Annotated in this window: 12 protein-coding genes; 9 read left to right on the top strand and 3 right to left on the bottom strand. The window is 58.1% G+C overall.

Annotated elements, in window-relative coordinates; genetic code table 11:
* Positions 1-105: 105 nt before the first annotated feature.
* Together DIZ22_RS19275 and DIZ22_RS19270 are read left to right on the top strand one after the other, a co-directional pair.
* A complete protein-coding gene (locus DIZ22_RS19275) occupies positions 106-3,015 on the top strand; it encodes a TonB-dependent receptor (protein WP_240626780.1) in 2,910 nt (969 codons plus the stop codon).
* Positions 3,016-3,044: 29 nt separating this feature from the next.
* Positions 3,045-4,652, top strand: a complete 1,608-nt coding sequence (locus DIZ22_RS19270; protein WP_122928597.1) for an FAD-dependent oxidoreductase — start codon at positions 3,045-3,047, stop codon at positions 4,650-4,652.
* Between the two features lie 71 nt (positions 4,653-4,723).
* On the opposite strand, the gene DIZ22_RS19265 is transcribed toward DIZ22_RS19270, so the two are convergent.
* Positions 4,724-6,211, bottom strand: coding sequence for a phytoene desaturase (locus DIZ22_RS19265; protein WP_122928857.1), 1,488 nt, complete (start codon positions 6,209-6,211; stop codon positions 4,724-4,726).
* A gap of 136 nt (positions 6,212-6,347) precedes the next feature.
* Between DIZ22_RS19265 and ispH the strand changes: the two genes are divergently transcribed.
* Complete coding sequence (gene ispH, locus DIZ22_RS19260) at positions 6,348-8,216, top strand: 4-hydroxy-3-methylbut-2-enyl diphosphate reductase (RefSeq protein ID WP_122928594.1); 1,869 nt, start codon at positions 6,348-6,350, stop codon at positions 8,214-8,216.
* Here the strand turns inward: ispH and DIZ22_RS19255 are convergent.
* Positions 8,213-8,827, bottom strand: coding sequence for a PAS domain-containing protein (locus DIZ22_RS19255; protein ID WP_048939287.1), 615 nt, complete (start codon positions 8,825-8,827; stop codon positions 8,213-8,215). The genes ispH and DIZ22_RS19255 overlap by 4 nt on opposite strands.
* Before the next feature lie 83 nt (positions 8,828-8,910).
* Between DIZ22_RS19255 and folE the strand changes: the two genes are divergently transcribed.
* The 6 genes from folE (at position 8,911) to DIZ22_RS21980 (ending at position 12,941) form a co-directional block, all read left to right on the top strand.
* On the top strand, positions 8,911-9,543 hold the full coding sequence (folE, locus tag DIZ22_RS19250) for a GTP cyclohydrolase I FolE (RefSeq protein ID WP_081215307.1): 633 nt from the start codon (positions 8,911-8,913) through the stop codon (positions 9,541-9,543).
* Between the two features lie 277 nt (positions 9,544-9,820).
* Positions 9,821-10,504 carry an FAD-dependent oxidoreductase gene (locus DIZ22_RS19245; RefSeq protein ID WP_235654631.1) on the top strand — a complete coding sequence of 228 codons (684 nt, stop codon included), beginning with the start codon at positions 9,821-9,823 and terminating at the stop codon, positions 10,502-10,504.
* A complete protein-coding gene (locus DIZ22_RS19240) occupies positions 10,501-11,259 on the top strand; it encodes an SDR family NAD(P)-dependent oxidoreductase (RefSeq protein WP_122928591.1) in 759 nt (252 codons plus the stop codon). Before DIZ22_RS19245 ends, DIZ22_RS19240 begins: the two co-directional genes overlap by 4 nt.
* A gap of 91 nt (positions 11,260-11,350) precedes the next feature.
* Positions 11,351-11,890, top strand: a complete 540-nt coding sequence (locus tag DIZ22_RS19235; RefSeq protein WP_080993714.1) for a lipocalin family protein — start codon at positions 11,351-11,353, stop codon at positions 11,888-11,890.
* A gap of 126 nt (positions 11,891-12,016) precedes the next feature.
* Positions 12,017-12,418 (top strand): hydroxyisourate hydrolase, encoded by a 402-nt coding sequence (gene uraH / locus DIZ22_RS19230; RefSeq protein WP_097385151.1) that lies wholly within the window; start codon positions 12,017-12,019, stop codon positions 12,416-12,418.
* A gap of 355 nt (positions 12,419-12,773) precedes the next feature.
* Complete coding sequence (locus tag DIZ22_RS21980) at positions 12,774-12,941, top strand: DUF6771 family protein (protein ID WP_164488918.1); 168 nt, start codon at positions 12,774-12,776, stop codon at positions 12,939-12,941.
* A 15-nt stretch (positions 12,942-12,956) separates the two neighbouring features.
* Here DIZ22_RS21980 and DIZ22_RS19225 read toward each other — a convergent pair whose 3' ends face one another.
* Positions 12,957-13,886 (bottom strand): HEPN domain-containing protein, encoded by a 930-nt coding sequence (locus DIZ22_RS19225; RefSeq protein ID WP_097385786.1) that lies wholly within the window; start codon positions 13,884-13,886, stop codon positions 12,957-12,959.
* Positions 13,887-13,940: the final 54 nt, after the last annotated feature.

Raw genomic sequence — 13,940 nt, 5'->3', positions numbered from 1 at the left:
TTGATGATCGAGAGCGCACCAGAAAACAGGGCGCCAGACAGGGGAGGATGTATGAGAGCTTCGCGCGCCCATTTTCTTGCGGCTTCAGCCAGCCTGGCCTGGAGTATGGCTTCGCCTGCGGAGGCGGCGGCCCAGATCCGGCGATTCGATATCCCCGCGCAACCGGCGCGCACCGGCATCCCGCTCTTTGCCAGACAGGCGGGTATCGAAATATTGGTGTCGGCACCCACAGCTGAAAGCGTTACCATTTCCGGTGTCAAAGGGGCGATGGATGTGTCGCAGGCGCTTCAGCGCCTGCTTGCAGGCACGGATCTCGTCATGGTCAGGGTCGGCAGCGCCATCGTGCTCAAGCGAGGCAAGGCCGGTCCGACCCCGGCAGCCGCTTTCACCATGATGCCGGCAGGCGAGCCCGATCCACAGGAGCATGAAACGGCGGGCGTAGCACCAGATAATATTGGCTCTTCCGACAATCAGGCGGCGCAGGACATCATCGTCACCGGCATTCGCGGCTCGTTGCAGCAGTCGATCAATGTGAAGCGCCGCGCCAGCAACATCGTCGATGTCATCACGGCGCAGGATATCGGCAAGCTGCCTGACCAGAATGTCGCTGAATCCATGAGCCGCATCACCGGCGTCCAGATCACCCGGCGCGAAGGGGATGGTTCCAACTTCACCGTCCGCGGCATTTCCCAGAACCGTCTGGAAATCAACGGCCGCACCTTCCTGGGACCGGGTGCAGGGGGCAGTGCGTCGCTTGAATCGATCAGTCCGGAAATCATCGGCAGCATCGTCGTTTCGAAGTCTCCCACCGCCGACATGCCCGAAGGGGCGCTCGGCGCGACCGTGAACCTGAAGACCAAGCGTCCGCTCGACCTTGACGACCTTGTCATCAGCGGGCGGCTTCAGGGTGCCTATACCGACCAGGCCGATCATCTTGGTTACCGAGGCTCTGCCCTTGTCTCGAAGAATTTCGACGATCGCTTCGGCGTCCTTGCCAGCATCGCCTATTCCAACACCCATACCCAGGGACAGTCATTCGATTCCGGCGGCTGGACCCGTACCGATGCCATCGACGGCGATGGTGACGGCGTCGACGATCCCGGCCTCTTCCGGCCGAATCGTTTCATGGCGCGCATCTATGATCGGCGGGAGCAGCGCCTGACGCTCAACAGTTCGCTGCAGTTTCGTCCTGCCGACAATTGGGAGATCATTCTCGACGGCACTTATTCCCGGCTGAAACGGGAACGCAACAGCGCCAATTACCAGATTCTCTTCAATAATAATGACGTCGATGCCGTCGCTGACGAACATGGCACGGTTGTCAGCGGCACCTTCACCGGCGTGACGCTGCGGCCGCTCATCTATGACGAGCCGACCGAGTTCCGATCCACCAATCTTGGTTTCTCCACCAAATATGATGGTGATGTCGTGACGATGTCGGCGGACGCTTCCTACAGCAAGGGCAAGGGCACGGATGGTGGCCCTGGCGCATCCTTCACCTATGTGGTGGTCCCGCGTGCCGGCAATGTCACCAATGCGAGCTATGATTTCTCGAGTGGTGGCCCGGTACCCAACCTCTCGCTCGACACCAATTTCGACCGTAATGATCCGGCGCAATATCAGCTGGCATCGATCTTCGATGGTGACAATATCACCAACAACAGCGGCTATGACAGCCGTGTCGATTTCGACATCCGCACCGATTGGGGCTTGCTCAGCTCGATCCAGGTCGGCTCGCGCTACGAGAAGATCAAATTTTATTCGGAATCGCCACAGAGCGTCCCCTCCGCGGCAAGCCTGCTGGCCGTTGGTGACAAGAATGGCGATGGCATCATCACCGTCGATGAGATGCCGGGACTCAATTATGACAATAGCATGAGCAGCTTCTTTCCCGGAGCCTCGGGCGATTTTCCACGCGACTTGCTGACCGGGACCGTGGACAAGGATGTTGCACGCGATGCATTTGGCCTGCCGATCCCTCGTGCCGACACGATCCCGCTTGGTCGCGTGTCGATCCGCGACGTGGATCAGGACACGCTCGCCTTCTATGTCCGGGCCAATTTCAAGAGCGAGGTCGGATCAATGCCGATCACCGGCAATGCGGGAGTGCGCTATATTAGTATCGAGCGCATATCCTCGGGCTATCTGTCGGATACACAGGCAACCGCGTCGAAATCGCGCTTCGACTATTGGTTGCCGAGCGCCAACCTCTCGCTCGAGCTGTCTCCCAGCCTCATGTTCCGCGCTGCCGCTGCCAAGGTGGTCGCGCGTCCCAGCCTCAACGATGTCGGGGTGAGCTTCATTCCATTCATCGTCGCCCGCACGGGATCGCGTGGCAATCCCGCCCTGCGGCCGTTCCAGGCAACGCAATATGATGCCACACTGGAATGGTATTTTGCGCCGTCCAGTGCGCTGACGCTGGCGGGATTCTACAAGGACGTCAGTTCCTTCACCATCAACACGACCCGGCCCGAATTCGTGCCCGGCCTGTCGACGGGGCCGGACGACCTGTTCCAGATTACCCAGCCGGTCAATGGCAAGTCGGGTACCATCAAGGGATTCGAACTGGCCTATCAGCACGCGCTGCGTTTCCTGCCGGCGCCCTTCGACAATCTCGGCATCCAGGCCAATTATACCTTCGTCGACAGCAAGACGCCGCTGGTAGACGAGGCGACCCAACGCGGCCTGCCATTGCCGGGCCTGTCGAAGCATAGCTATAATCTCATCGGCTATTATGAGGACGAGCTGCTGTCCTTCCGGGTCGCCTATATCCACCGAAGCAAATATCTGCAGGGGCAGGGCAGCGCCGCATCGGGCGGCAGCTCCTATATGCAGGCCAGGGGGCAACTCGACGCTTCGGCCCAGATCAACCTCACCAAGACCGTCCGCCTGACGGCTGAGGCCATCAATCTCACCCGGTCCGTCGAACGGCAATATCTCCAGGATCCGGCGCGCCTGCTCAGTTCGCTGCGAGAGGACCGCCGTTTCTTCTTCGGCGTGGCGGCGACTTTCTGATGGCTGGCAGGATCAAGGCGCTTCGCCCCATGCTCGCCGCGGCGCTTCTGCTGGCCGGCGCGACCGACGCCAGCACGGTTGCCCAAACACCGGCGGATATCGTGATATATGGCTGCACCTCGGCCGGCGTCATTGCGGCGGTCGAGGCACGGCGGCTGGGCCGGTCGGTGCTTCTCGTCTGTCGCGACGCCTATGTCGGCGGCATGACGACCAATGGCCTGGGCTGGTCGGACACCGGCAATCATCGCGCCATTGGTGGCCTCTCGCTCGAATTTTATCGGCGGGTGAAGCGTCATTATGATGATCCGGCTGCCTGGACCTTTGCCAGGCGTCCGGAGAACGCCGAGAATTTCGTCAATGACGATGCGATGTGGCAATTCGAGCCCAAGGTGGCTGAGGAGATTTACGAGGCCTGGCTGAAGGAGGCCGGTGTTAATGTCGTTCGATCCCAGCCGATCGATCGGCGGGACGGGGCCGTGGAGGTGCGAGCCGGTCGGGTTGTCGCCTTCCGTTCCGGGACCGGTCGTCGTTTTGCCGGCCGTGTCTTCATTGATGCCAGCTATGAAGGCGATCTGATGGCAGGGGCAGGGGTGGGCTTTGCGGTCGGGCGCGAAGCCAATGCCACCTATGGCGAGACGCTGAACGGCGTCCAGATGGCCAACACGACCAACCATCAGTTTACCCTGGACGTCGATCCCTATGTCATCCCCGGCAAGCCGGGCAGCGGCCTGCTGCCGCGGGTGACGGCAGATCCGATCGCGCCGGACGGCACCGGCGACCATCGCATACAAGCCTATACATTCCGCATGTGCCTGACCGACGTGCCTGCCAACCGCACGCCTTTTCCCAGGCCGCGCCATTACGATCCGCGCCAATATGCGTTGCTCAAACGCTATATGGATGCGGGCTATCGCGACTTTTTCCGCAAATTCGATCGCATTCCCAACGGCAAGACCGACACCAACAATTTCGGTGCCTTCTCCTTCGATGATATCGGCATGAATTACCGCTATCCCGAGGGGACCGACACCGAACGGGCTGCCATCATCCAGGAGCATGTGGACTATCAGCAGGGACTGCTGTGGTTCATGGCAAACGATCCTGGCGTGCCGGCCGAGACGCGCACGGAGATGGCGCGCTGGGGCCTGTGCAAGGATGAATTCACGGCCAATGGCAACTGGCCGCGGGAAGTTTATGTGCGCGAAGCGCGGCGCATGGTTTCGGACTTTGTCATGGCCGAACCGCATCTGCGCGGCACGAAGGCGACGCCCCGGCCGGTCGGCATGGGATCATATAATATGGACTCGCACAATGTCCGGCGGATCGTCGATGCAAGAGGCTTTGCGCGCAACGAAGGGAATATCGAGGTCAGCCCGGAACGCGCCTATCCGATCAGCTATGATGCGATCATCCCGAAGCGCCAGGAAGCAACCAACCTGCTGGTCCCGGTCGCCTTGTCGGCATCGCACATTGCCTATGGCTCGATCCGAATGGAGCCTGTCTTCATGATCCTTGGCCAATCGGCCGCTGCTGCTGCATCCATCGCGATCCGGGAGGGCAGGAGCGTGCAGGATGTCGATTACGGGATGCTGAAACAGCAATTATTGTCCGAGCAGCAGATCTTGGCGCTGGACTGATAACGGATCATCCATAGAGCCTGAGCGATAGAGCTCTGTAGGCCTATAGAACAGCAATGTTCATACGGGCCTCAGGGCCTCCCGGTTTGCATCATGAGCCCTGCAGTCGCTTTGGCACTTCCGACAACGCCTGGGATGCCCGCGCCGGGATGGGTACCTGCTCCTACCAGGAAAAGATTTTCAAATCGGTCATCACGATTATGTGCTCGAAACCAGGCGCTCTGCGTCAGCACCGGTTCCAGACTGAACGCGCTACCAAGATGAGCGTCCAAATCCCTTTGGAAATCTTCCGGCGTATAGTGAAAGCAGATTTCGATCCGATCCTCGATATCGGGGATCAACAGGTCGCGAATGCGGCCTATGATGATTTGGCGATAGCGGTCGCCCTCCTCCGCCCAATTGACTGGCGCAGCGCCCAAATGCGGCACAGGGGCGAGCGCGTACAAGACCGATTTGCCGGCAGGAGCCACGCTTGCGTCACTGGCTCCGGGATTATGCAAATAGATTGACGGGTCCTTCGGCAAGCGGCCCCCCTTGTAAATGTCGTCCAATAAGGGACCGTAGCGATCGGAAAAAAGAATCGAGTGGTGCGCGATTTTTGGAAAATTTCCCTTAATTCCCATATGTAAAACAAAAAGACTGGGAGAAAATCGCTTAGCTTCGAGTGAATGCCTTTTCCTCAATGCGTGAGAAGACCCGACGATCATTTTATAGGTGCTGACAACATCCGCGTTGGAGGCGATCTGATCTGCATGAATGCGACGTCCAGCCTGCGTGATCACGCCAGTTACGCGACGCCCTTTATGTAAAATTTCCCGTACCGGTTCATTCAGCATGAGCGTTCCGCCCAATCGCTCAAAAAGCGCCACCATCCCATCGATGAGTGCGTTGGTGCCGCCAGTCGTCCACCATATTCCTCCCTCCCGCTCCAAGTGGTGGATGAGGGCGTAGATGCCACTCGTGCTCATCGGATTCCCCCCGACCAGCAAAGTGTGGAATGACAGGGCCTGGCGTAGCTTTTCGTTCCCCACGAAGCTCGATACGATTGCATAGACAGACCGCCATGCTTTGTGCCGGGCAAGGGCGGGTGCCGCTTTCAACATGCTCTTGAAATCAAGAAATGGGACAGCACCCAGCTTCACGTAGCCCTCCTGGTAAACTGACCGCGCATAGTCCAGAAACCGGCGGTAGCCTTCGATGTCTTTCGCATCCAGCTTGGCAATCTCTTTTTCCAACAGCGCGTCATCATTGGAATAATCGAACTGTGTGCCATCGTTCCAGACAAGCCTATAAAAGGGGCTCACCGGCTTGAGGGTCACATCCTCATCCATTCGATTGCCTGAAAGCATCCATAATTCTTCCAGGCAGGCCGGATCGGTAATCACGGTCGGACCGGCGTCGAATATGTAACCTTCTCTTTCCCAGCGATAGGCTCGCCCGCCTGGGCGATCGCGTGCCTCAATAAGCGTCGTGCCGATACCGGCACTTTGCAAGCGGATTGCAAGCGCAAGTCCCCCAAAGCCTGATCCGATGACGATTGCAGAAGGCTTTGATGACATCATGTATCGCCTTGGTTTGAGGAATGCTGGTTCAAGGCATCGCTATGGAATTGGTGGAGTGCCACAACCTGTCCAAAGGGGAGTATGGTATTCAAAGCCAAAAACTGAAAATATGTCAGATAGATAGGATGAGGCGATGATCAGCGCACCAGACGATAGAGAAGATCAGGCTTTTTCTCCTGGGCCCAGACGGGTGCTGTTGGCCAATCCGCGTGGCTTTTGCGCTGGCGTACGACGTGCGATTGCAGCCGTTGAGGACGCGCTGCATGTCCATGGTGCTCCTGTCTATGTGCGCCATGCGATCGTGCACAACCGAAGGGTGCTAAAGCAGCTTGAGGAATTAGGCGCCGTTTTTGTCGAGGATGTGAGCGAAATCCCTCAAGGCGCAGTCACGATATTGTCCGCGCATGGAAGTGCAGCCGCCGTGAAAGCGCAGGCGGATCAACGTGGTTTGCGCGTCGTGGATGCCATTTGCCCTTTGGTCGCAAAAATTCATTCCGAGGTCGCTCAATGGAATTCGCAAGGCCGCCACGTCTTGCTCATCGGCCATGCGGACCATCCCGAGATAATCGGAACCACTGGACAATTGCCCCGTGACGCCATTTCGATAGTAGCGGATCTGGCCAGTGTCAGCGCCCTCCCCCTGCCAGATGAAACGCCAGTAGCTTACGCCGTCCAGACGACCTTTTCAGTCGCCGATTCAGCACGATTGATCGAGGCGATAGAGGCTCGATTCTCCAATTGCGTCGGTCCGCGTTCAAGCGATATCTGCTATGCAACCACAAACCGGCAATCTGCTGTGACGCAAATAGCGCCGCGTTGCGATATCATGTTGATTGTTGGAGATCCCACATCTTCGAATGCGCGCCGACTGGTCGAAGCGGCGCTGGCGGCTGATTGTCCGCAGGCATTTCTGATCGAAGATGCTGAAGATTTGGCTCATATTCCTCTGGCGAAAGCCTCTACAATAGGGTTGAGCGCAGCCGCATCCGCCCCGGACGAGGCGATTGAAGAAATATGTTCCTGGCTCGATGGCCTTGGCTTCTTGCGCGAGGAAATGGCTGGACCGGAAGAATCAATCCGATTTCGACCCATTTCAGTGGTAACGACCGAGCAAGCCCCTCCGCATCTGCCCAAGATTCTGGCTGATGATCGTGCAGCAGTCGACACGGTGCTGATGGATGCGATCGGTGACTGTCCCACACGCAATATTCGTCTCGCCGACGCGATGCGCTACGCTGCTACGGCAGGAGGAAAGCGTTTTAGAGCCGCTCTTGCCCTGGCTGTGGCTGAAATGTTGGGGGGTGACCGGGGTTCGGCACTGCGTGTCGCTGCGGCAATTGAGTGCGTTCATGCTCAGTCCCTCGTCCACGACGATTTGCCCTGCATGGACGATGACGATCTTCGGCGAGGACGACCTACCGTTCATCGTCGGTTCGACGAGGCCACAGCGGTCCTGGCGGGCGATGCTCTGCTGGCGCTGGCCTTTGAAATTCTCTCTGATCCGCGCACCCATGCCGATGCGGCCGTGCGCAGCGAACTTGTTCTGGGCCTTGCGAAATGCATCGGTCAGGACGGACTTGCCGGCGGTCAGATGATGGATCTGTATACCGAAGCAGATCTTTCACGAGAAGGGCTCATCGATTGCCTCAATCGGAAAACTGGCGCACTTGTGCGGTTCGCAGTGGAAGCAGGCATGTTGCTGGGCCGAAGCAATGCGCAAACGCGCAGCGCGTTAAAGTCCTATGCTACTGACCTCGGCCTTCTTTTCCAGCTCAGGGACGACCTCCTCGATTCTGAGGGCGATGCAGCCATTGTCGGAAAGGCCGTAAACAAGGACAAAGATAAAAGCCGGGGGACCGGCGTCACGGTCCTGGGAGCAAAAACTACAGCTCTTGAAGTGGAAGCGCTCCTGCGCGCATGCGATAGCGCTCTGGAGCCGTTTGGCATAAGCGCTGCCCGATTGAGGACTTTGGCCCGGTTCGCTGCGCGGCGCGACCTCTAGAGGCCAGCTTCTATCGCAATCCGGATTGCCTCTGCCACCGACCGCACTTCCAAAGTTCGAAGAACGGCAGCGCGGTGCATCTTAACCGTCCGCTCGGTAACCCCCAGCTCGAACGCGATTTGTTTGTTGAGGCGCCCTTGGGCAAGCGCCTCGATTATTTGACGCTGACGGCCACTAAGATTTTCAATTCGCATGCGTGCCTGCTGATGGCGGCTGACCGGCCGATCGTCGATGGCCATCTGAGAACCCAGAAAGAATTCCAGTTCGCCTTCGTCATCGAAAAGCGGCGCAACCATTACAGCGTTGCGAAAAGGGGTGCCGTTTTTACGGTAATTAATCAGTTCGACCATGACAGGTCGCACCTGGGCTACAGCGTCGCGCAACATCTCCGTCTGCTCGGCCTCGGTTCCGGCACCGCGCAGGAACCGGCAGTTTCGGCCTATGACCTCTTCTTGGGAGTAGCCCGTCAACTCAACAAAGGCAGGATTGCAGGCCACGATAGGATTGTCGGCGCGCCGAGGATCGCTGACCACGGCCGCTACCTGGCTGTTGCAAATCAGAGAATTGGGATCCGATATTCTGGTCACTGCAACTCCTTCCCATTTGGTCATATCGCAGAGCCCTGTTCAGTTGACTAGCATGTCCTCTTCGCATCGCTTGCAAGGGGCAGGCGGCCAGTTATTCGAGAGCTGTCATGAATTTCGTTACTGCCGGGTTCGTCCCTATCGATGAGGATAGCTCGAAAAGCGGTCCAGAGCCTCTCTCAGCTCCCCAAGAAGTTCACGATGCTATCCGAACGCTTCTGCGATGGACGGGCGACGATCCTGATCGTGAAGGCCTTCGAGATACGCCTGCGCGCGTGACGCGTGCATGGAAAGAATATTGCAACGGATATGAGATCGATCCAGCCACCTATCTTTCTCGCACGTTCGATGAGGTAGGAGGATATGATGAAATAGTCCTCTTGCGTGACATTCCTTTCCAGTCCCACTGTGAGCATCATCTTGCGCCAATCACGGGAACCGCCTCGATAGCCTACCTTCCCAAGGACAGGGTCGTAGGCATATCCAAATTGGCCCGTGTTCTGAACGGATATGCCCGGCGCCTCCAGGTCCAGGAGCGCCTTACCGCTCAAATTGCGGACTGTATCTGGAACAATCTCAAGCCCCATGGGGTCGCTGTCATCATCAAGGCAAGTCATGGTTGCATGACCGGCCGCGGTGTACGTACCCATGGCGTAACGATGACGACGAGCAAGATGCTCGGCTGCTTCCGCGATGATCCCACAAGCCGTAGGGAGATCATGACACTCATGCAGTCTCAATAAAATGCCTCGCATTGGCATCATCGGGGCTGGCATTGCAGGATTGGCCTGCGCAGGACGGCTGCGTCATTGCGGTGAAATCATGCTCGTCGACAAGGGGCATCGTCCCGGTGGCAGGCTCACAACGGTCGCAATTGGATCATCATCATGGGATTTAGGAGCGCCTTGGTTCACGGCAAGGGATCCCCGATTCCGAACTGAAGTCGGGCGTTGGCGAAAGGCTGGCTGGGTTGCGCGTTGGAGCGACGGCCCAGGGAATGCGATGGTAGGCGTGCCTGCAATGGCCACCTTGGTTCGCGAGCAAAGCCGGCGTTTTGACGTCCATTTTGAGTTCCGGGTTCAATCTCTTGTCAGGGAAGATGCCGGTTGGATGATCCAGGCAGAGGGAGATTGCGTAGGTCCATTCGACACGGTGGTGATCGCCGTTCCGGCTGAGCAGGCGGCACCACTGCTGTCTCTTCACGATCTCGAAGCTGCGCGCGAGGCCGCGTCTGTTAGATCCTCACCTTGCTGGGCGGTTATGGTCGAATTTCCGCATCAACTGGATGTACCAACGCCGTTCGCTACCAACGTCGATATTTTCTCGATGGTTGCATGCAACAGGTCCAAACCTGAAAGGGGTGATGGTGAATGTTGGATATTGCACGCCAACAGCCACTGGTCCCAGGATCATCTGGAATGGTCGCCGCCTGAGGTTGCCGCGTATCTTCTCGACGCCTTTGCGCGACTTTTCCAGATCAGGCTCCCTGCCCCCACATTTTTGAAGGCCCATCGCTGGCGGTTCTCGCAGCCCTATGCGCAGTCGAGCAGGATCATCTGGAATCCAGGCATAGGCTTGGGCGCATGTGGAGACTGGTGTCATTCACCGACGGTCGAGGGCGCATGGCTTTCGGGCGTCCTGCTCGCTGACGCAATGCTGTCGCAACCGATCGATGCTAGCGTCAATGGAGCCGTCGAACGATGAGCGCTTTGCAAAATGAGACAGGCAAATATCTGGCCCGGCCCGCAACGGCGGCGATATTCGGCGCGAGTGGCGCGATCGGCCAGGCCGTTGCGCTCAGTCTCGCGCAAGGTGGTCGGTTCAGTTCGGTCCACACCGGCTCGCGAAAAGGTCGATCTGTTCCAGCCCCGAACTGCGTGCCCTTCAGCTTCGACCTGGAGAGTGAGGCGTCGATTGTGGCGGCAGCAGCAACTCTGCCAAGCTCGCTCGACCTGATATTTGTCTGCACCGGCATGTTGCACGATCAGGCGGCGGCAATCGCTCCGGAAAAGACGATGCGTGCCTTGGACGCCAAAGCACTCGCGCGAAGCTATTTGATAAATGCTATCGGCCCCGCTCTCATCGCCAAACATGTCCTGCCACGGCTTGCGAAAGATCGACGCGCCATCTTCGCTGTGCTTTCAGCAAAGGTCGGGTCGATCGGCGATAACCGGCTTGGCGGTTGGCATGCCTATCGGGCAAGCAAGGCAGCACTGAACATGATGATCCGAAATTTCGCGATCGAGATGGGTCGGACACATCCCCAGGCCATCGCCGCTGCCCTCCATCCCGGCACCGTAAGGAGCGCCCTTTCCGCTCCCTTCACCGCCCGCATTTCGACCGGAAAAATCTTCACGCCGGAATATGCTGCGGAGCGGCTGCTCGATGTGCTCGATGGGCTTACACCGCAAGACAGTGGCGGGCTGTTCGCGTGGAACGGAGTCCGGCTGCCAGACTAAAGTGGTACGAGCGGCGCGTCTCCCTCCTTCACGGAAACATCCAACATTCGGTGCGTATAGCAGGCAAATTCCAACATATCGTGAAAGCAAGATGCATAGAAAATTGATTATCGGCAGCCTGCTGGCTGCCACGACTCTACTAGGCGCATGCGCGCTCATCCAGCGGCCCGGACCAGTCGGTAACGTTAATGTACCCGCCCCCGCCAAAGCCGTCGACCTCGCACAGTATATGGGGCTCTGGTTCGAGCAATTCAGATATGAGGCACCTTTTCAGAAGGACATGGACGGCGTCACAGCCAACTATGTGATGAATCCGGACGGCACCGTCCGGGTCGTCAACCGTGGACGCCGGGGATCGAAATGGAAGGAATCGGTCGGCAAGGCCAAGCTGGTCGAGGGTAGCGGCAACGCCAAGCTCAAGGTATCATTCTTCGGCCCATTCTATGGCAACTATTGGGTGCTGGATCATGGCGATGACTATAGCTGGTCTATCGTCGGAGAACCCAGCGGCCGCTATCTGTGGGTACTGACCCGTGACCAACATCCTTCGGACCAGATGAAAACCGAGCTTGCCGAGCGCGTCAAACGGTTGGGATATGACTGGAATCTGGTACGCATCACCCGCCAATGATGGCGCGTTTCGGCATTTCTCATAGCGGGAACTGGACGCACTCAGCCCGCTTTGAGCATCGGGCGGGAGGACGTGAGCCAAATGGACGTATGTTGGAAAAGAGCATCGCTTTTCGGGGAGGTCACCATGAAACTAGCTACCTTGGCCGTATTCGCCTCAATCTATGGGTGCAGCGTCTTCCCGGCCACCGCCGCTGAAATTTCCACGCATGTGCTCGACCTTGCACGTGGCACCGGCGGCAAGGGCGTGCCTGTTGCACTGTCCAAGCGCTCGGCGGATGGCGTCTGGCAGCAAGTGGCCAAATCAACGACGGATGCCAATGGTCGTGTTCGTAGCTTCGACGATGGCGGCCTGTTCGACACGGGCGTCTACCGCCTTGAATTCGATATGTCGAAATATCCCGATGAGTCTGCAAATCCCTTCTTTCCTGAAATTGTCCTGACCTTCCGCGTTGCCGACAAAGAGGGCCATTATCATGTCCCGGTGGTAGTCAGCCCTTATGGATACTCGACTTACCGGGGCAACTAATGTGCAGGGAGCGAAGCTCTTGAGATCCGCGGTCGAAGCCAGTTGGCCAAACCGTCGATGATGTGCAGCTGAGGGTTTTAGAGCCAGTACCTATCGGCCTGCGCTTTCTCTCAGTCACCAGTCGGCTAGCGCAAAGGACAGCCAATCGGCGCATATTGAGTGCAATCTTCTTTCCGCTGCAGGGACATGACGTTGAGACATCGGGGATAGCAAAGGCAAGAAGCGCGGTATCCGTGTCCGGCGGCGGCCCAGTCACTATAGTGGATCATGTTTTTTGCACCCGCATCGCCGCGCCCCACGGATGTGTGAGACCGATGCGTTGCCTCGATAGCCAAGGCCCGGCATAGGCGCGCATATGAGTGAATTCGTACAGGCCGCCATTCTCGCCGTGATCAAACGCGCCCCGATCTGGATCCGGCAGGATCTGACATCGAAGGATTTAGGCGCCCGTGTCCGTGCGGAGGAGTCGCTCGCCATGATCATTGCCGACGCCATCCGCAAGCAAGGCGAACAGCCCAAATGATCAGGTCCTGGATGTTCAGGCGATAACGCCGGCAGTCCGTTTCAACTCGGCTATCCGTTCAGCGCAGACTTCATGCACCACACGGCCCAGATCCTCGACCTGTCTGCCAAGCCAGCTGAGTTCCGCTTCGCTGATCTTGTAATGCTTGGAATAGCGGGCCTTCACATAAGCCTCTTTGAGCTTTTCCCAGCGTGCCTGATCGATGCGCCGCTCGCGCGGCCAGACATCGACCAGCCGGCGATCCAGCCGCTCTGCCTGTGTGCGCAGGAATCCGATATTATGGACATGGGGCGTGTAGAAGGTCGTGACCAGAAGGATGCAGTGGTATAGCCGTTCTGTGGCTTGGTGAAGGTCAAAAGCAGCATCCTTGGTGTAGCCCTTTGTGATGTCGAACTTCGCGATCTCGAAGCGCTTCATCGCCGCCGGGAACCACTCCTCGAAATATTCCTGCGCCATGGCAAGCGCCTGGTCGGGCGTCTTTGGCTTGGGAACATGGAGCTCGCTGTCTTCGACCTGATAGAGCGCGATGCCGTCTTCGCGCACGTCCATGAAGAAATAGCGGCCATGGGCCAGACCGTCATTCACCTCCTGCAGCGTATGGACAATGAAATTGACCGGGGTACGGATCGCGTGGGTGATCGCCAGTTCGCGATTGAAGCGGTCCTCGAGCTTGAGCCAATAGTCGACCCGCTCGGTCAGCCGCTTGTCATTGACGATGATGAGAATGTCATAGTCGGACTGATAGCCCTTGGCAGTGTGCGGTTCGTCGACCCATCCGCCCCTGGCATAGCTGCCATAGAGAATGATCTTCTCGATCCGGCCGCGCTTCTTCCAGCCATGGTTGGCGAGCGCCAGCGCATCCTCGAATTCCTCGAAGATGATCCGCACGACCCGTTCGAGCTCGCGCTGTTTGTCGCCGGGCAAATGATCCAGATCGGTCCGCATCATCCTATCCTAGCTTAGTCGGCAGGGCGGCTGCAATGAGGGGCCGGCCGTTCG

Source organism: Sphingobium sp. LF-16, assembly GCF_003711185.1.
GTDB lineage: Bacteria > Pseudomonadota > Alphaproteobacteria > Sphingomonadales > Sphingomonadaceae > Sphingobium > Sphingobium yanoikuyae_A.
This window is presented reverse-complemented; position numbering and strand designations above follow the sequence as displayed.